Genomic DNA, 17,946 nt, shown 5'->3' with positions numbered 1-17,946 from the left:
CACTATACTGACATTCAGCAAAAAACATGCAAAATTAGTATTTTTTTTAAATGTATAATTACAATGTTTTAAAAAATGTTTACTTAAACATGACACAAAAGTATGAAAATTTTTTTATAATTCGAAAGGAGTGGGATGGAAAACGAGAAAAATTTTTCCTTTAACCAGCGAGATAGACCAATAAATCCCAGATAAAATGGCATTGATTCATTTTACCAATCAAATAATGCGCATAATTGACAATTTTTTAAGATAAACTAATTATCTAAGCTCATCTTTCCAATCAACACGATTTATCCATCTATCGTAAATTGTTTCGTAACGCCCGTCACGTTTGATTTGTACCAGGAAGCGATTCAACCATGCAACGAATTCCGGATTGCCTTTTCGAATGGCAAACCCCAATGGTTCTGAGACGATCGGGTCATTGAGATGAATCAGTTTGTCGGCACCGGTGGAAGCCAGAAATAATGAGCAAAATGGAAGATCGTAGACAAAGGCATCGGCATGTCCGTTAACCACCGTCATAGCGGCTTCGGTTTCCGATTGGTATCCTTTGTACATAGCTTTGGGAATCTTGCGTTTGATGATCAGTTCTCCTGTCGTTCCCATCCTTGAAGTGATAACGTATTTTGGGTTGTTGAGGTCGTTATAGGACAGGACCTTTTCCCGGTGTTTTGGATGTAAAAGGATCGTATTTCCGACAATGATGTAAGGGGCTGAGAAATCGATAACTTTTTTTCGTTCTTCGGTAATCGTCATGCCTCCGATGATAATATCAAATTTTCCCCGAATCAGCGTTGGGATGATACCTTCCCACTGCGTATTTACGGGAACGAAGGTGACACCCATTTCCTTGGCCATTTCCTTGGCGATATCGATGTCGAATCCGATAAATTTTCCCTTTTTATCCGTCATTTCGAACGGCAGATATCCTGATTCAAACCCTACGCGAAGTTCGCCGTTTTGCACGATTTCATCTTTCAGGATAGAATCAATGGTCAGAAACTCAAGGTGTTCGTTTTTTGCTTTTGCAGAAACAGCGGCATATTGAGTAGATGGGGAGCCCGACAATTCGTTCTTCTTTTCCGCAATCCGCCTCCGTTCCGCTTGAATTCTCTGACGTTCCGCTTCAATTTTTTTATGTTCAAGTTCAATCTTCAGACGCTCCAACGCTTTTCGCTCGCTTTCGAGTTGCCTTCGTTGATCATCTATACTGACTTGGTCGACGATTTTGCCCTTTAATGGCCGCCCAGCTTTCTTTTCATTGGTCGATACGAAGATAAATTCACCGCCTTGATCGCCGACCCCTCGGATGGGGCGGCAAAGCGGTGTTTGCTCCGAGTTGTTACTCACGATTGGAGCAATGCGCGTATACAGTTCCTGCGCGGTAATGAAAGGCTTTCTGTTATCTGTCAGTTCCTTGATTAGCTGGTAGGCAAACACACTATGTCCGCCCCTCCCCAAATCAGATACAGGTGTTTTGTTTCCCGATGTCATTCCCCAGCGGCTTTTTTCATTGTATAGGTTCATGTAGTATTTATCATCGATGACCTGGGGCATGGCTCTGGTTCGACCGAACAGGCTACCAGAGAAGCAAGAATCGGAAATAAGCAGAACGTGGCGCGCCTTCATGCTGCGCATGGCTTTTTGTACCTGAACATTTTCAAGGTATGTCAGCGGGTCTCCACCAACAGCATCGGCTGGTATCCACCATCCATCGTTATATGTTCGATCCAGGTCGCCATGACCTGCGTAATAGATTACAACGGAATCGTTCGATTCTGTTGAATTTACCAGCCGTCGCAATGCCAGATAAATGGCCTTTCGCGTGGCCTTTTGATCCAAAAGAAGTTGAACCTGAAAACCGTATCGGTCTCTTAACAGGTCTGCCATGATTGTCGCATCATGAACAGCTGTGGCAAGATTCGGAATTTCTGGATCATGATAATCGTTGATTCCAATGATCAACGCGATATATTTACCAAGCTTCCCACTTTGATGGGTAAGATCTCCGATAACCGAGATTCCTCTGTCCGAGGCCTCTACGCGATATTGAGTAGAAACGCACAGGAACAGGACCATCAAATAATGACACCCAATTTTTATTTTGCTTTTATTGAACATCACAATCATTGGCAATCATGGAAAAGTAAAATAAACAGATGGTTTGTGATGGCAGATTGTTTTTCGCCGAATTTATTATTGTCTTTTTGATTTCTTGTATGATTTAGTTAAAGTATATCATTGATGTTAAACTGGTATTTTTTAATTGTAAACCTGCCTTTCGAAGATTTAATTATTTTGGTCAAGATTACGTCTGGTCTTAAAAATGTCAAATAGAGCAGCCAAAAAGATAGACCCAGATTTTAGTTTCATGAATGTTCTGTCCGCAACGATTGCCATCATTAATGCTGAAGGAGAAATTGTTGCTGTTAATGAGGCATGGCGGAAATTCGCCATCGAAAATGACTTCCCGAATCATTCTAATGCGGGTGTTGGAACAAATTATCTTGACACTTGCCAAAAGTCATTGATGAACTTAAACGATGCGGACGCCGAAAGGGCGATAAAGGGAATCCAGGAAGTAATCAATGGGGGCCGCAAGACATTCACGATGGTATATCCCTGTCATTCACCGACAGTTCGTCGCTGGTTTCGAATGGAAGTTGGAATGGCAGAACCCGACGGACCTTTTTTCCTGATCGCCCATCAGGACATTACCGATCTCCGACTGGCGCTGGATAGCTTGCAGAAGAGCGAAGAAAAATTCTCCAAGGCGTTTCACAGTGCACCGGTTCTGATGACGATTTCCACGATCGAAGAAGGACGCTGTCTTGATTTAAATGATGCATTCTCGCGTATGACCGGGTTTGATCGAGAAAAAGCGATAGGTCGGACAGCAACAGAACTTGGATTGCTGAAAAGTGAAGATCGCAGGCAGATTCTGGCAAATTTAAATCATGATGGATATGTCCGGGATTTTGAACTGGAGGCAACCCGAGCCGACGGATCTAAAATTTTTTGTTATTATTCGGCCGTACCCATAGACGTTGAAGGTGAAACACGTTTGCTTTTCATAGCAAGCGACATCACGGGCCGTAAAATGGCTGAAAAGGCGTTAAGGGAAAGCGAGCGCAACTTTCGAATGCTGGCTGACAATGTAACGGATGTGATTTGGTCAATGGATATGAATCTAAAGCACACCTATATCAGCCCGTCGGTGAAGAAACTGCGTGGTTATACACCTGAAGCGGCGATGCAATTGCCATTGGAAAACACCTTCACCCCCGAATCCTATCAGAAGGTGATCCAAACCTTTTCAAAAGAGATGGCCAGGGAAGGAGAGCCTGGCGTTGATCCAGATCGATTCATCTTTTTGGAACTCGACACAATCCGAAAAGACGGCAGCATTATACCGATTGAGGTCAATGCTTCGTTCATACGGGGTGATACAGGGGCACCGACCGGCATCATCGGTACCACACGAGACATCACCAAGCGCAAGCAGGCCGAGGCCGCGCTCAAAGAAAGTGAAGAACGTTTCAAAGCACTGCACAATGCCTCCTTCGGTGGTATTGCCATCCATGACAAAGGTCGCATCATTGAATGCAATAAAGGCTTGTCGGAAATTACAGGCTACGCTTACCAGGAACTGATCGGGATGGACGGGCTATCGCTTATTTCCGACGATACCCGGGAAAAAGTAGTCCTGAATATCAGCGCCGGATATGAAAAGCCCTATGAAGTAAACGGCGTACGTAAAAACGGCGAGGTTTATCCGCTTCGCATAGAGGCGCGAAATATTCCCTACAAGGGAAAAAATGTGAGAGTTGTTGAATTTCGAGATCTAACAGAGACGAAACGGGTTGAAAAAGAAAAAGAGAATCTTGAAGGCCAACTGCTCCAATCCCAAAAAATGGAAGCCGTGGGAAAATTGGCCGGCGGTGTGGCCCATGATTTTAATAAGATGCTCAGTGTCATCATCGGCCATGCCGGATTGGCGATGGATGATAAGGATCCGAACCACCCTCTGTACGCCCGACTGAAACAAATTAAAAATGCCGGAGAGCGCTCCGCCGAATTGACGCGCCAACTGTTGGCCTTTGCCCGCAAACAAACCATCGCCCCCAAAGTACTCAATCTTAACAAGGCTGTAGATGGTATGATCAAAATGTTGCAGCGGCTGATCGGTGAGGATATCGACCTGGGATGGAAGCCTGGCTGCTAGCGACAATGGATGCGGTATGGACGCCAAAACCAAGGCGTGCATCTTCGAACCTTTTTTCACCACAAAAGAAATAGGAACGGGAACGGGAACGGGGTTGGGGTTGTCAACGGTATACGGGGTAGTCAAGCAAAATAACGGCTTTATTAACATCCACACTGAGCTGGGACAAGGGAGCACGTTCGAGATTTATTTTCCTCGGCATCTTTCCGGCACAATACATGTGGAGGATAATAAGCAGGTACAATACGATGAAAGTGGCAGCGAAACGATCCTGCTGGTGGAAGACGAACCCGCAATCCTGGAATTGACTGTGATGATGCTGGAAGAAATGGGTTACAAGGTGGTGGGTGCGAAAACCCCTGGTGAAGCCATTCGGCTTGCCAAGACGTACGGCGGTGAGATTCACCTGCTACTGTCAGATGTGGTCCTGCCTGAAATGAACGGTCGGAACCTGGCAAAGAATATATTGGGCCTTCTATCCGGATCTTAAACGTCTGTTCATGTCCGGCTACACAGCCAATGTCATCGCCCATCACGGGGTATTGGATGAAGGTGTGAACTTTATTCAGAAACCGTTCTCCAAACAGGAACTTTCCGTGAAGATTCGGGAGGTTCTGGATGGAACCGAAAGAACAGCAAATAAGTCGACGCACCACAAAGCCGAAAGCAGAACATAACTATCACAAGAGTTCTTCATGGCTTCACCCTCATGCTTCCTCCTGAAGAGCAATTATTTTTTTTCCTGGAATTTCGATCCGTTTTTTCCGATCATTCCACTGGAATCGAATGGAATGGCAACCCGATCGGCAGTCACGAATCTACTGCTTTGCTGCTTCATTCTGTATGGTGGAAGTACATGCCTTGTTTTGATGCAATAAATTTATTATATTGTAATAGTAAATAGTTATATATTGGCAACAGTTCTTTATGCTTCATTTTGATTCAATCCTATCATCAATTTTTCGGCAAATGATTCCCAAAAAAAGTGCTAACATTCATATTTAAATAGAAATAATTTCAATGGCACACGAGTTGCTTTGTAACTTGCTAAAAGTAATCATACTACTTCTGGTATTTCATGCACACGGGTTCAGGAGGTAAATAAAATGAAACGATTAACGAATGCTGTACTGCCTTGCCGGATGCCGTTTACGGTTATTCTTAAAAAGAACAACTGGTTTGATTTTAAGAAGAAAAGACAATGGTGGGGTGCTGAACCGTTTTTCCTGTCATAATTATTCTGGTTTCATTGCAGTAACATATCGTACCAATTCGCCCCGTTCCACGGGAGGGCAAAATATGAAAATACAAGAAACAACCTTCGAAATGAGCAGAAAAACGCTCGCGGGCTCATTTTCAGTAAAAATGATGCTGATGGTACTTTATCTTCTTTTGCTCTCAGGCGTATGGGTTGGCAGTGTGTGTGGCGAGCTTGCCAACAATAAGATGGATTACACGAGCTATGACGAGATGGCCGATCTTCTACAAGATTTGCAAACGGCCTACCCCGATCTGGTAACCTTGAAATCGATTGGACACTCCATTAACATCCCGTTTAATGGCCAAACGACCGTATATGACATATACGCCCTGCGGATAGGGCCGGTCGGAGAACTTGAAATTCAAGACAGCGGCGATGCCATCCCATCTATTTTGTTTGTGAGCGGTATTCACGGTCGTGAATGGCTCGCAACCGAAAGTCTGCTTGCGTTCGCGCAGGAATTGATCGAAAGTGCCCAGAACGCCGGCAGTCCTGAATATGCTTTGCTGAAACGGGTTGCCGTCTGGATGATTCCCATGGCAAACCCTGCCGGCCGGATTATCGATGACCTGAATTCCGGTGATCCTGAAGATTTTTACAGGGGCGCTGGCAATACGCAATACGGCTGGCGTCACACCGCCGACTTCAGGGATTGTCCATCCGCAGTGGATCTTGCCCGCAATTTCCCCACTGGATGGGGAACCGCCGATGATGCGGGCTGCGGCTGGGACCGGCATTTCGAAGGTCTGGCACCATCCTCCAACTATGAAACGGCAGCGCTCATGCAGTTTGTTCAGAACCATTGGATTTGCATGGCCGTGGATGTTCACAGCTGCAGTCAACGCATCTGGAATGGATGGGGAACCGATGACAAGTCCGGCGTAAAAATGAAACAGCGCGCTATTGAAAAGTGGGATCGCGGGTTGGAAAACCTGGCCAGGCGGATTTACGACCCCCCGGCCGCAGGATCTTCGCTTGGGGACTGGTTCTTCTACGGATTAAGGCTGTATGACTTTGTCACTCGTTTTACGCTTGACAGCCGATACCGAACCGGTACGGGAGGCGGCCAGTTTACGGCCTGGCTCCAGGAGAATCAGCACATCCAATCCTTTCTTATCGAACTGCCTCCGTACAACCCCCGCCGGGGTACGGATTATGAAACCTCTGAATTCCGTTACCGAGAAACCGATCAATCCAACACCTTTCATCCCTCCAGCTCGAGGGTGAGAAACTTGATCCATGATAGTTTTTTTCCCATGGCGACCTACCTGGTTGGCCAGGCGGACGCACCGGGCAGTGCCACTACCACCGGCATTGTATTTGACGACGATGAAGCGCATGCTGTTGACACCAATGACGCCAACGGCAGCCCTCTCAGAGATTTGGGCATTCTGGCGGCCAAGATTGGTGTGGACGGCCCGGGCGCTCCAGGAGCGATATCCAGCCATCCGGCATTTCTCAATTTTATCAACCAACCCAGCCCCGGTTTATGGTACGTGGCTCGGCAGGCTTTTGACTGGCTCTATCCGCATGACAGCTATACGCTTTACTACTGGGTTCAGAACTACGGCAGATTGCGATCATCACGCCGATGCACCGTCACTGTAGAGCTGAAATCAAGGCCATACGATAGTGATGAGACGGCAGCCTGGACTGTCGACGCTTCACAATCCAGACGGTTTTCGCTCGAACAACGGGAGAAAAGCATGGACAGTTTTGCATTCGAGCTGGAAAATGAAAGGGATTACGAATTAAGCGTGCGGGTAAGACGTGGGTGGACTGTGCTACGGCTGGATCAGTTCCGTCCAAATGATGAAAAGATTTTCAGATTTACGACCCATTGGCCCACTGCGGCAGATGAAAGGTAATGGTCGTCGTTCTCACCGGATACCCCGAAACCTTGCTGATGCATATGAACGCGCGAATCTACATGGTGGGCCGGGAACCGGGCATTTTGACACATCCGAGCCGTTCAAGATGCATCAGAATGGTGCACGGGGTATACTTCTTCCTTATGCTTCCGATACAGTGCGCGAAACTGATGATAGGTCATGCCGAGCAGCCGGGCGGCTTGCTTTTGATTGAAATTGGCTTTGATCAGCGCATGTTTCAATAATTGCACTTTCAGCTCCCAAACGGCTTGGTCAAGTGGTTTATCAAGAACAGTATCGTCGACTACCGGTTGGGCAGAGGCGTCCGGCACGGGTTCCTGGTCGTTTGGTTTTTCCGTTGCCGCGGCGGGTGCATATGGATTCTTAAACGGGTTGAATACAATGGTGCGTATGATTGGGGATGCTGACTGGTAAACCGCTCGCTCCACAACATTTTTCAGTTCGCGGATATTTCCGGGCCATGCGTAGGCCTCGAGTGTTGAAAGGGCCTGCCTGCTGAACCGGGGCAGGTCTTCCCATCCCATTTCAAATGCCATGCGGGCCGCGAAATGGTTGGCCAACAGTGAGATATCCCCTTTTCGATGGCGAAGCGGGGGCATGTACAAGACTTCAAATGAAAGCCGGTCCAAAAGATCGCGCATGAATTGCCCCTTCTCAGCCAGGGCGGGCAGATCAGCATTGGTGGCGGCGATAATTCGCACATCCACATGACAGGGGCTTGAACTGCCCACGCGTTCAAACGTGCCGTATTCCACCACCCGTAAAATTTTTTCCTGGGCTTCCAAGGGAATGTTCCCGATTTCATCCAAGAATAAACTGCCCTGGTCGGCCATCTCAAACCGTCCCAACCGCTTCTGGCTGGCTCCGGTGAACGCGCCTTTTTCATGACCAAACAATTCCGATTCAATTAGGGATGGGGAAAGGCTGGAACAGTTGATGGTCACAAACGGTTGTTGCCAGCGTGTGGACAAGAAATGAAGCCTCGACGCCGCCAATTCCTTTCCCGTGCCGCGTTCGCCGATAACCAGGACCGGGCGGTTGACCGGGGCGATTTTCGAGATTTTTTCCTGGAACGACAAAAATACTTCAGATTGCCCCAAGGCCTCGCTGGGTTCCTGACGGGGTGAAGATGGCATATAGCCTCCATTGGCGGTATGTGGTGATGTACCCATGGCTAATTTTGTGTATTTTTGGTTGATTCAACCAAAAATTGGCCTAAAATGCCAACTTATAATGCCTGTGTTAAGTCGAAAATATTTTAACCCCTTGATATTGCGTATAAAAAATTGTCTGGCACAAATGGTGCTCTTTATGAAGACAAAACCGTTACTCAAAAAAAAATTAATGGGGGGTGCCATGGGCATTTTTACAAGGTTTAGAGATATCGTCAGCGCGAACATCAATTCCATGTTGGACCGGGCGGAGGATCCTGAAAAGATGATTCGCTTGATGATTCGGGAAATGGAAGATACGCTGGTCGAAATTAAATCCTCGTGTGCCGGGGTGATGGCCAATCGGAAAACGGTCGAGCGCCAGCTCAATGAGGTCAGGGCCCGAGAGACAGGCTGGAACGACAAGGCCACGCTTGCGGTGAGCAAAGGCCGTGATGATATGGCCAGGGAGGCCCTGGTCGAAAAGCGCAGGTATTCGAGAAAAGCGCAATCCCTGGAGGCTGAGCTGTCTGAATTCAATGAATTGGTGGATAAATACAAATCCGATATCTTCGAGCTGGAAGATAAACTGCGATCGGCGCGCGAAAAACAACGTATTTTGGTTCAACGGCACATTCACGCCCAGAAGAAAATTCGGGCAGAGGAAGAGATCCGGCGAATGGACAGTGAGGAGGCCATACTGCGCTTTAACCAATTTGAGAACCGGATCGAACGGCTTGAGTCTGAAGCGGATCTGGTAAATGTTGGTAAACAACCAACGCTCGAGGACAAGTTCGATCATCTGATGGCCGATGAGGAAATTGAAAGCGAACTGGCCGCACTGAAATCACGAGAAAAAACGAATCAGCCGGAAATACCCGAATAAAAATGCCAAGGGAGAGAGAAAACCGTCATGGATCAGGTGCTTATCGTGGCCATCGTATTTGGTAGCATCATTATCGCACTGGCGATCATTCCGGTGACAATCCTTTTTGCCATCAAAATAATCAAGGGAGGTGTTTCAAAAGGCGGCCGGACACTGGCCGACGAAGAAGCCAAAATGATCCAAGAAATTTATCATGGCCTGACCAAAATGGAAGCGCGTGTGGAAGCGCTTGAAACGCTTCTTTTGGAAAAGGAAAAAAGGAACACGTAATAAAGGATATGTAATAAATGAATATCTATCGTGATAGACAATATTCCGGGAACGGTCACTACCAACGATCTGGTCGTCTTGAAAATAGACTGTATCGATCCCGAAACGGCGTGATTTTGGGTGTTTTCAAAGGAATCGCCGATTATTTTGATTTTTCGGTTTTCTGGTTGAGGACAATTGGAATCATTGTTTTTATTTTCAGCGGATTCTGGCCAATCGTGGTACTATATCTGTTGGCTGCCGTAATCATGAAGATGGAACCGGCAATCCCCCTGGAGAGTCTTGAAGAACAGGAATTCTATGACAGCTATACCCACTCAAGGAAAGGATCGGTTTATCGCATGAAACGACGGTTTGAGAATTTAAATCGCCGCATTCAGCGCATGGAGGATTTGGTTACCGATAAAGAATTTGATTGGGAGCAGCGACTCAATTCCTGATGCGTTTTTCATTATCAGGCAATCAATGATTTATCAGTTCAAGGAATTCATGCGGAGTAAAAACCTTTAATGTGGATTTTACGAAGTCTTTGTCGTTGCGGGTAATAACAGCATCAGCGCCTGCTAATTTACCGGATTCATCCAGAACGGCATCTTCAAAATCTTTAATCCCGCTGACGAGTGCTCTTTCAATTACCATCCTGTTGACGGCGGCAATTTCAAATATACGGATAAGTAAACGAAGGGCATCGCGGGCCTTTATCTTAGGAAGGGATTTTAATAACAAGTAATCAACGGTTGTGACGGTTGTTGCACAAATGAATCCACCGATACGTTGTTCATCCACAAGTGAAAAAATCTCGACGGCCGGTTTCACAAAAGGATCACGTTCAAGAAGAACGTCCAGGACCACGTTGGTATCGACAATCGCTTTCATCAAAGATACTTCTCGCGGAGATAGGCTCTGTAATCTTCTTCTGAGACATCTTTACCCTTCAAAATACCAACCAGTGCTGAGACGTTGGGTGATATTTTTTTTTCGGTTGACGGTTCGTCTTTTAATTTCCCACGTCCGTCAGGGCGGTTTTGTATATAATCAATCGCCGTATCGGCCAGAACCAGAATCTTTCCAACCTTTTGTGCATGACCAAATCTAATCAGCTCCGGCCCGAGTTGACGAATCCGCTTATCCGTAAGCCCGGAAAACGACGCGATCTCTTTAACGGAATATAATTTCAGCATTTTTCAAGCCTTTATATGTGTTTACCGGTTAAATATATAAAATAGCACAAATGGAAATACACTTCAAACAGGCTCTATAGGACAGATCCGATAAAAAGCACCGATCCAAGGGTGGTGATCCCGACCGCCCCGCCCAGGGCGAGAAGGGTGTAAGCCGCAGTGAACAGCCGCCGGTTACCCTCGGCCAGAACCAGAAAACGCTGTTTGAGGACGATGGTCAAAATCGCGAACAGGCCGGTGGTGAACGACATGCCGGCGGCGATACAGATCATGGCCCCCAGGCCGGCCGGCAGAATGCCAAGGGTCAATGAGAAAAGCAGAATCATGGCCGCGCCCGGGCAGGGGACGATGCCCACGGCCAGGGCCGCGACAAAAAGGCTTTTATTGTCCGACGCGTCCATGCAACGGTCAGAGATGTGAATCGTTTTGGCGCGCAACTGAATAATCGTGTGCCCGGCCAGGAATACCCCCAGGCCGGCGAGCAGCCCGTAGCTGACACGCTCCAGCACTACACCGGCATTTTCCAGGGTCATGGCCCCGGATGTTTTCAGGACCAGGGCGCCCACAAGAATCAGGACGGTTCCGCTCAGCACATGAATGAGCATAGTTAGGCCGCTCAGCAGCAGTCCCCGTTTGATGGTGCCCGGGCGGTTGAGAAAATAGGCACAGGCGTAAACCTTGCCGTGGCCCGGCCCAAGGGCGTGAACCATGCCGTAAAGCAGGGAGAAGAGCATGAACATCCGAAAGGCGTGGCCAAAGGGGTGCTGCTGGATGTCCCCGGCCAGGCGGACCATGTTCTGCCGGATGGCAAACTGCACCGTAACGATCTTTTGCATGGCAGGCTGGAGAAACGCTGGATAACCAACGGCTGGCTGTTGGTCAGGTGTATTGTCGGCTCGTTTTGAAGTGATAAATGGATTGCGGGCTGCCTGGGCCGAATCGCCACCGATCCCGGCAATCGGAAATGTGAGGGCCAAAATCAAAATGAAAACGGCAAGCCGGCGTACAATCATTTCGGTTCAAAGGCCATAACAGCGGCTTGGGGAATAATTTGATTGTGAAAATAAGCCATGTCGGCTGCATCCTCCACCTTCGTTTCGATTTTGAAAATCTGCGTGTTGCCCGTAACCCTAATTTTTCCATTAAATTTGGCAACCCCCACGGCTTTGGCAAATCGCTCATAATCCCCTGGACTTGCCGGTGCCTCCCGATTGGCGAACATCGGATCCTGGGACGGGTCGATGGTGGCCTCATCCTCGGCAGCATAGGCCACATAGGTGTAAAACGAGTCATCAAAGACCGCTACTTTTACCTGCTGGCGCTTGTTTGGTGTGGCTGCCACGCGGCAGGGCACCAGAAAATCATAGACAAGCCGGTTGGCTTTGACCTCCGCAGAAAAATGGGTAATCGATTTTACCGGGACGCTGTGGCCATTCACGCGGATGGCCGTGAAATAATGAAAATCCCTGAGGCTTTCCACGGTTAAATCACTCAATGCTGTTTGCTCATCATCCGAAAGGACGGTGTTGCGATCCGTATCAACCACGTCAAGAACCGCAACCGTAGTCATTGCATCCAGTATCCAACGCTGATGGCAACCCACCAGTCCGGCTTCGTCCATGACAAAAGATACCGTGCAGGAAACAAACGCGTGAGGATGTGCCCACAGTGCGGATGGACCGCAAGCAATAAGGATCGCCAGAATTACCGTTGTGATTTTCAGTCGGCGACCCAACCCGCCGATTATTTCATTTCTGATTCGCATACGTCTTTATCACCGAATGCTTTCCATTGGCAAATGCAAATTCCAAGAATGTCAAATGTCCAATGAAAATGCCAAATGGTGGTATTATATTGATTGCCCTGCGCTTCGCCTCTATATCATGGACCGAGTGTCAATGGCTATGCGTATCATCGGCATTCAGCGGTTTGGAATTGAGCGTTGAAGATTAAGTGTGCAGGTTAAAAAGGGTTGACAGGTGATTAATGGGGCTATATGAGAGAGTGCTCATAGTTCGAGCTGTATAACAAAGAAAGATGTGCCTTACGGCAGCCGGTCGCTGGTCGACGCGGTATGAAGTGAAGGCGCAGGTGGATCTGATTGATGTCAGATTTATCGGCGCCTTTTTTTATTATGAGGAGGGGTTGATGAAGCGGTGGATATTGATGGCTGGCTTGATGTTGACACTGATTCCAGAAGGGCTGTTGGCCGGCCAAAATGGCAGCGATGGGAGTGGCGACATGGTGGACGCAGGCAAAGTGGTGGTGACGGCGACCATGACTGAAAAGCGGGTAGCGGATGTGCCGGGTGCGGTGGAGGTCATTACCGGCCAGGAACTGATCGAGATGAATGCACAGACCGTGGCCGATGCGCTGGCCGAGGCGACCGGTCTGGTGGTGACCACCGAAACCGGGCGTCAGAAACGGCCCAGCATCCGGGGTACCGGCAATAACCATACCCTGCTGTTGATTGACGGCCGCCGGCTGGCCGCCGGGTTCAAGGATTTGCTCGGGTTGGAACAGATCCCCATGGACATGATCGAGAGGATCGAGGTGGTGCGCGGTCCCGCATCGGCCCTTTACGGCAGCGATGCCATCGGCGGTGTGGTCAATGTCATCACCAAAACGCCGTCCCGGGACTTGTCCATGGGACTCACCGCCCAGTACGGGCAAAGCATTTATCATGAAGGACAGGAGGCGATCGGCAGCGCCTATTTGAGTGACACCTGGGGGCGCTTGGGAATGTTGCTTGCCGGCGGATATCGGGACAAGGATGGCTACGACCGGGACGGGGTGCCCCCGGATGATGGCGACGACATCGAATTCGGATCTGGTGGGGGGCGGATCTCCTTTGATTTGAACGATCATCATCGTTTGCTGACAGGCCTCGAGGTGGTTGACCGGAATGCCGGCGGACTGAGGAATATCGAGCAAATGGACCGTCAGCGGGACGCCGATGATCGTCGCCTCAATTACTTTCTGGAGTATGCCGGGCATCCCACGGACCTGTCCTCCCTGATGCTGCGCGTGAACCATTCCGAACACGAAAACGACTATGATTTCGATCCGCCCACATCCTTGATTGCCGGTGGCATTGGCGATGAAACCCATGCCCAACGCCGGCTGGATCAGGCGGAGGGCCGTTTCAGCGGGATGTTTTTCAGCCGTCATCTGGTGACCATCGGCGGCGAATACCGTGAGGAGGGGCGTGAGGACGATTCCGGTCTGGACGAAGATATCGACAACCTGAGTGCTTATTTACAGGATGAAATCCAGGTGGTCGATCCGTTGTATCTGGTATTGGGTGTACGCTGGGACGATCATTCGGATTTCGGCTCGCAGTGGACTCCCCGCGTCTCCATGACTTACAGCATCCTTTCGCATTTAAGGCTCAAGGCCGGTTATGGAGAGGGGTTTCGTGCACCCGGATTCCTGGAACTATATGTCCCTACCTATATGAAGTGCGGCAAGCAGGTGTTTGAGCCCAACGCCGATCTCACGCCGGAAACATCCAAAAGTTATGAAATCGGCTTCGAGGGAGAATATAGACGGTTCAGCGGGCGGGTGATGGCATTTAAAAACAGCATCGAGGATATGATCGAGGCGGTTTATTATTCCTCCAGCGGCACAGGAAGGAGCAAAAAGGACTACTATCAATATCAGAACATCGGCGATGCGACCATTTCGGGGGTGGAGGCAGAATGGACATTGGGGCTTCCCATGGGCTTCGATCTGTCCGGAAACCTGGCCTACCTGGACGCGGAAAACGGGGACACAGGAGAAGAACTCGAAGGCCGACCGGATTACAAGGGGGCGTTGAAGCTCGCTTATCACCATGCGGATATGGGACTCAAGGCCAATGTGCGTGTCGAGTACATCGGCGAGCGCTACTATGCCGACGAACCGGAAGATGACGTTACCCTGGTGCATGCCTACCTGTCCAAGCAGATCATGAAGAACGTGATGCTGTTTGCCGGGATCGACAATATTTTCGACACCGGAGCGGATAGCGATATCGAACCGACCTTCTACTATGGAGGCGTTTCGCTGCGTTATTAGTCACATTACCACCTTTGATGTTGCAGCATTGAGAAGAGTGTTCGGGACATCGACGGATGCTTGAAAGTGGTATTTTTGCTGTCCATCGAAAACTCAAATCAACGAGGAGGGGCCATGCCCGTTATTCGAAAACCGGCAATCATTTTATTGATATCAACCCTGATCGGATGTTTGGCCGTCGCCATAACGGCAACCGCCACTAGTGGTACCGAAGCAACCCACGGCGGGCGCTTCTATCTGGTCAGCGTGGGGTGCGGCGACGCAGACAACATCACGCTCAAGGCCATGAAGGTCATCAAATCGTCGGATATCATATTCGGTGATGCTGATCTTAAAACCGTCTATCCCGATCTGATGGCGGAGAAGCAGATTCTCCCTAAGCCGAGCCTGAAGATCCACAAGTATTTTCAATCACTCAAGGGGGAATTTGCCCAAGGGGCCAAAATAAAAAGAAAAGAAGTTTCCAATGCGGCGATTCAAGGGGAACTGGACCGATTTGTGCGCACGGTGACCGATGCCGTCAAGGCGGGCAAGATTGTTTCTCTTCTCGATTATGGTGACCCTTGTATCTACGGGCCGTATATCTGGACCATGAAGGTGCTGGAAGCACTGGATCCGGTGATCATTCCCGGGGTCAGTAGCCTCAATGCCGCCAACGCCGCCCTCAAGCGGGGACTTACCTTTGGCCGCGCGGCGCATTCGGCGATTTTGACCAATGCCGCCGAACTAAAGGCAGGGTACAACGGGATGGATACTATCGAGCGCATGGCAACGACTCGGTCGTCGATGGTCGTGTTTACGATGTTTACCCGGTTGACCCCGCTGGTGGAACGGTTAAGTCGTTATTATCCTGGTGATACACCGATTGCCGTGGTGATCAATGCGGGTTACGCAGATAAGGAGCGCGTGGTCCGGGGCACGTTGGATACTATCGTTGCAATCGTCGAAAAGCAGGGCGCGCTTTCCTTTGCCCACCTTATCTATGTCGGTGATTTTCTGAACAGTTAAACGTTTTATCTCTGAAAGGGTTGATTCGATGTCTACCAAAATTGCAAAATACTTCATCACCAGTAGTTTAATTTTTTTTATAATCGGCTGTGTCGAGGGATTGATGTTTCCCACCAAGTTTCAAATGCAATCCGTTTATACCACTGTTTTCCACGTTCCACCGGAACATCTCAAAACCTTTTTCGGTTATTTCGTGGCCAAGATTCACACCCATGTCAATCTCATCGGTTGGGTGGGGTCCGCGCTCATGGGCATGCTCTACTATCTCGCTCCTCAAATCAGCGGCGTCGAACGGTATCGGCCATGGGCCGCCTACTCGAATTGGGCCTGCCAAACCGCCGGGGTCATTCTTCTCGCGCTGGGATTTCATTTGACCGGTGTGTTCGGCCTGGCGTCTGGCCATACGGCGGGATCGCCGGAATTCAGAAGCGTGGCCGCTCCCTTTAAAATGGTTGTAACCGCCGGTGGGGTGCTAATCACGGTCTCTGCCTTGCTTTTCACCTATAATATGATGAAAACGCTATTTGCCGCTGTGCCGGCTTCCGATTCGTCAGCGGTGCCCATGACGCATAAAATCCGTCAGCGGGTGCAGGCCAAAAAGGCGATGGTGCTGTCATTGGCAACACTGTCTGTGCTGGGTATGACCGTACCGGTCTCTACGGTCATGGCTACCCCGGTCCAATCACCCGGAAAAATCGACGTGATCATGATCGGCGACCGTTTGGTGGATGTGGCCCACGGCTTGGGCGTGGTACCGGCGGCCATGTCGGTGCGCTGCTCTCTATGGCCCTTGTGTGAATCTTTGAAATCATCCGTTCAGGTGCTAGGCTGCCCCAATTGCATGACCAAGAAAAAAGCGGCGCCACTGCTGACGTTTGCCGAGCAGCATAAAATCAAACGCGTCCTGATCGAACACAGCGACCCATTTTGCACCTATGTGCCCAACTTGCAGCTTGAGAAGATCGCGTCTTTTTTGGATGGTCAGGACTTTGACATTCAGTATGTGGATTTTACCAAAGGACTGGAAAAGGCAGTGCGCCAAACAGCTGACATGCTGGGGCTTGCGGAAAAGGCCGATGTTGTATTGACCGATTACACCAAGGCGATCCAAAAGACCCGTAAAAAGATGGCCCAGCGGCAGTTTGTCAAGACGGTTGTCATTTTGCGCGGCACGTATCAGGCTTCCACGGGAAAGACATTTTTGCGTGTCGAGGCCCCCGGCGGATATGCGGACCGCTTTCTGCTCAAGTCCATGGGCATTGAGAACGTGGGGGGAAAGGTTTACCAAACGAGTAAAAAGCCGTCCAAGGGACATGTGGTAGTTCGCAAGCTTGATGGCCTGATTGCCGCCGCCCCCGATGCCATCGTGATGACCGGTGAGTCCGTCGCCGTGCAAAAGGCCCTGGCCGAAGCCATTCGCAAGAACCCGGCCCTGGCCGACGTGCCGGCCGTTAAATCCCATGCGGTTTACAGCCTGCCCGGCTATATTGATTCCAGCGTAATCGAATATCCGCATATCCTGCGGCGCTGGGCCGACGTGCTGAGCCGTTAACACACCGTTGACCCCAATGTTGCAACATTGGGGTTGAACGACAACGACCGCGACTGGGGATTGCGTTGTCCCTTGTCAGCATTGTAGGTTGGGTTGAGGTACGAAACCCAACAGATTGATCGTAGGTCGGGTATCGCTGCGCTCGACCCGACCTACGATCTTACCGCTTAAGTTGACGGGGATACGCTATGCGTGGGAACGGTAAGTGGACGAAGTTATAGCATTCAAGATAATGTTTTTGGACTGCGTTATCGGTCGTTGCGGTATTGATTATACAGCTTCCTCCCTTTTTCTTAGCGCTACCCAGCCTGGTGGATCAATAGGCAAAAAATTCACCCTGGCGCAACCAACTGGATTTTTTTGCCGGTTTTACCATTCTTGAGTCAAAACCATTTCTGCCGATGAATGACAGCATGTCTTACCGCATCGGTTTATTTCTCAATTGCTCGGCGTCC

16 protein-coding genes are annotated in these 17,946 nt (G+C 49.4%); 10 read left to right on the top strand and 6 right to left on the bottom strand.

The window, feature by feature from the left end; all coding sequences use genetic code 11:
• Positions 1–261 precede the first annotated feature (261 nt).
• Entirely contained in the window at positions 262–2,085 is a 1,824-nt protein-coding gene (locus Dvar_RS31850) for a transporter substrate-binding domain-containing protein (protein WP_419657158.1), read from the bottom strand.
• 589 nt (positions 2,086–2,674) lie between these two features.
• On the opposite strand from Dvar_RS31850, the gene Dvar_RS31845 reads away from it, so the two are divergent.
• The 4 genes from Dvar_RS31845 (at position 2,675) to Dvar_RS31830 (ending at position 7,360) form a co-directional block, all read left to right on the top strand.
• The gene (locus Dvar_RS31845) at positions 2,675–4,231 is read left to right on the top strand and encodes a PAS domain S-box protein (RefSeq protein WP_419657157.1); all 1,557 of its coding nucleotides are present in this window, start codon (positions 2,675–2,677) and stop codon (positions 4,229–4,231) included.
• A 16-nt stretch (positions 4,232–4,247) separates the two neighbouring features.
• Complete coding sequence (locus tag Dvar_RS31840) at positions 4,248–4,721, top strand: response regulator (RefSeq protein ID WP_419657156.1); 474 nt, start codon at positions 4,248–4,250, stop codon at positions 4,719–4,721.
• A gap of 616 nt (positions 4,722–5,337) precedes the next feature.
• On the top strand, positions 5,338–5,466 hold the full coding sequence (locus tag Dvar_RS31835; protein ID WP_419657155.1) for a hypothetical protein: 129 nt from the start codon (positions 5,338–5,340) through the stop codon (positions 5,464–5,466).
• A 64-nt stretch (positions 5,467–5,530) separates the two neighbouring features.
• Positions 5,531–7,360 carry a M14 family metallopeptidase gene (locus Dvar_RS31830; protein WP_419657154.1) on the top strand — a complete coding sequence of 610 codons (1,830 nt, stop codon included), beginning with the start codon at positions 5,531–5,533 and terminating at the stop codon, positions 7,358–7,360.
• A gap of 104 nt (positions 7,361–7,464) precedes the next feature.
• Here Dvar_RS31830 and pspF read toward each other — a convergent pair whose 3' ends face one another.
• Positions 7,465–8,520 (bottom strand): phage shock protein operon transcriptional activator, encoded by a 1,056-nt coding sequence (pspF, locus tag Dvar_RS31825; RefSeq protein WP_419657153.1) that lies wholly within the window; start codon positions 8,518–8,520, stop codon positions 7,465–7,467.
• Positions 8,521–8,695: 175 nt separating this feature from the next.
• On the opposite strand from pspF, the gene pspA reads away from it, so the two are divergent.
• The 3 genes from pspA to Dvar_RS31810 are packed head-to-tail and all read left to right on the top strand — an operon-like array spanning position 8,696 to position 10,131.
• The gene (gene pspA / locus Dvar_RS31820; protein ID WP_419657152.1) at positions 8,696–9,421 is read left to right on the top strand and encodes a phage shock protein PspA; all 726 of its coding nucleotides are present in this window, start codon (positions 8,696–8,698) and stop codon (positions 9,419–9,421) included.
• A gap of 27 nt (positions 9,422–9,448) precedes the next feature.
• The gene (locus tag Dvar_RS31815; RefSeq protein ID WP_419657151.1) at positions 9,449–9,691 is read left to right on the top strand and encodes a phage-shock protein; all 243 of its coding nucleotides are present in this window, start codon (positions 9,449–9,451) and stop codon (positions 9,689–9,691) included.
• A 17-nt stretch (positions 9,692–9,708) separates the two neighbouring features.
• Positions 9,709–10,131 (top strand): PspC domain-containing protein, encoded by a 423-nt coding sequence (locus tag Dvar_RS31810; protein WP_419657150.1) that lies wholly within the window; start codon positions 9,709–9,711, stop codon positions 10,129–10,131.
• Between the two features lie 22 nt (positions 10,132–10,153).
• Here Dvar_RS31810 and Dvar_RS31805 read toward each other — a convergent pair whose 3' ends face one another.
• From Dvar_RS31805 to Dvar_RS31790, 4 genes are all read right to left on the bottom strand, one after another.
• Positions 10,154–10,567 (bottom strand): PIN domain-containing protein, encoded by a 414-nt coding sequence (locus tag Dvar_RS31805; RefSeq protein WP_419657149.1) that lies wholly within the window; start codon positions 10,565–10,567, stop codon positions 10,154–10,156.
• The gene (locus Dvar_RS31800; RefSeq protein WP_419657148.1) at positions 10,567–10,872 is read right to left on the bottom strand and encodes a hypothetical protein; all 306 of its coding nucleotides are present in this window, start codon (positions 10,870–10,872) and stop codon (positions 10,567–10,569) included. Before Dvar_RS31800 ends, Dvar_RS31805 begins: the two co-directional genes overlap by 1 nt.
• A 74-nt stretch (positions 10,873–10,946) precedes the next feature.
• On the bottom strand, positions 10,947–11,885 hold the full coding sequence (locus Dvar_RS31795) for a nickel/cobalt transporter (protein WP_419657147.1): 939 nt from the start codon (positions 11,883–11,885) through the stop codon (positions 10,947–10,949).
• Positions 11,882–12,637 (bottom strand): DUF1007 family protein, encoded by a 756-nt coding sequence (locus tag Dvar_RS31790; RefSeq protein WP_419657146.1) that lies wholly within the window; start codon positions 12,635–12,637, stop codon positions 11,882–11,884. Before Dvar_RS31790 ends, Dvar_RS31795 begins: the two co-directional genes overlap by 4 nt.
• Positions 12,638–13,020: 383 nt before the next feature.
• Between Dvar_RS31790 and Dvar_RS31785 the strand changes: the two genes are divergently transcribed.
• The 3 genes from Dvar_RS31785 (at position 13,021) to Dvar_RS31775 (ending at position 17,491) form a co-directional block, all read left to right on the top strand.
• Positions 13,021–14,931, top strand: coding sequence for a TonB-dependent receptor plug domain-containing protein (locus Dvar_RS31785; RefSeq protein WP_419657145.1), 1,911 nt, complete (start codon positions 13,021–13,023; stop codon positions 14,929–14,931).
• 114 nt (positions 14,932–15,045) lie between these two features.
• On the top strand, positions 15,046–15,939 hold the full coding sequence (locus tag Dvar_RS31780; protein WP_419657144.1) for an SAM-dependent methyltransferase: 894 nt from the start codon (positions 15,046–15,048) through the stop codon (positions 15,937–15,939).
• A 103-nt stretch (positions 15,940–16,042) separates the two neighbouring features.
• On the top strand, positions 16,043–17,491 hold the full coding sequence (locus Dvar_RS31775; protein WP_419657143.1) for an ABC transporter substrate-binding protein: 1,449 nt from the start codon (positions 16,043–16,045) through the stop codon (positions 17,489–17,491).
• Positions 17,492–17,946: the final 455 nt, after the last annotated feature.

The organism is Desulfosarcina variabilis str. Montpellier (assembly GCF_048565275.1).
GTDB classification, from domain to species: Bacteria; Desulfobacterota; Desulfobacteria; order Desulfobacterales; family Desulfosarcinaceae; genus Desulfosarcina; species Desulfosarcina variabilis.
The sequence above is the reverse complement of the archived record's forward strand: the minus strand, read 5'-3'. Positions and strand labels throughout refer to the sequence as shown.

What these genes read in the sequence shown, in the direction of transcription:
- Dvar_RS31850 (WP_419657158.1), bottom strand. Translation starts at nt 2,085, where the DNA reads ATGGTCCTGTTCCTGTGCGTTTCTACTCAATATCGCGTAGAGGCCTCG.
- Dvar_RS31845 (WP_419657157.1), top strand. Translation starts at nt 2,675, where the DNA reads ATGGCAGAACCCGACGGACCTTTTTTCCTGATCGCCCATCAGGACATT.
- Dvar_RS31840 (WP_419657156.1), top strand. Translation starts at nt 4,248, where the DNA reads ATGGACGCCAAAACCAAGGCGTGCATCTTCGAACCTTTTTTCACCACA.
- Dvar_RS31835 (WP_419657155.1), top strand. Translation starts at nt 5,338, where the DNA reads ATGAAACGATTAACGAATGCTGTACTGCCTTGCCGGATGCCGTTTACG.
- Dvar_RS31830 (WP_419657154.1), top strand. Translation starts at nt 5,531, where the DNA reads ATGAAAATACAAGAAACAACCTTCGAAATGAGCAGAAAAACGCTCGCG.
- pspF (WP_419657153.1), bottom strand. Translation starts at nt 8,520, where the DNA reads ATGCCATCTTCACCCCGTCAGGAACCCAGCGAGGCCTTGGGGCAATCT.
- pspA (WP_419657152.1), top strand. Translation starts at nt 8,696, where the DNA reads ATGAAGACAAAACCGTTACTCAAAAAAAAATTAATGGGGGGTGCCATG.
- Dvar_RS31815 (WP_419657151.1), top strand. Translation starts at nt 9,449, where the DNA reads ATGGATCAGGTGCTTATCGTGGCCATCGTATTTGGTAGCATCATTATC.
- Dvar_RS31810 (WP_419657150.1), top strand. Translation starts at nt 9,709, where the DNA reads ATGAATATCTATCGTGATAGACAATATTCCGGGAACGGTCACTACCAA.
- Dvar_RS31805 (WP_419657149.1), bottom strand. Translation starts at nt 10,567, where the DNA reads ATGAAAGCGATTGTCGATACCAACGTGGTCCTGGACGTTCTTCTTGAA.
- Dvar_RS31800 (WP_419657148.1), bottom strand. Translation starts at nt 10,872, where the DNA reads ATGCTGAAATTATATTCCGTTAAAGAGATCGCGTCGTTTTCCGGGCTT.
- Dvar_RS31795 (WP_419657147.1), bottom strand. Translation starts at nt 11,885, where the DNA reads ATGATTGTACGCCGGCTTGCCGTTTTCATTTTGATTTTGGCCCTCACA.
- Dvar_RS31790 (WP_419657146.1), bottom strand. Translation starts at nt 12,637, where the DNA reads ATGCGAATCAGAAATGAAATAATCGGCGGGTTGGGTCGCCGACTGAAA.
- Dvar_RS31785 (WP_419657145.1), top strand. Translation starts at nt 13,021, where the DNA reads ATGAAGCGGTGGATATTGATGGCTGGCTTGATGTTGACACTGATTCCA.
- Dvar_RS31780 (WP_419657144.1), top strand. Translation starts at nt 15,046, where the DNA reads ATGCCCGTTATTCGAAAACCGGCAATCATTTTATTGATATCAACCCTG.
- Dvar_RS31775 (WP_419657143.1), top strand. Translation starts at nt 16,043, where the DNA reads ATGTTTCCCACCAAGTTTCAAATGCAATCCGTTTATACCACTGTTTTC.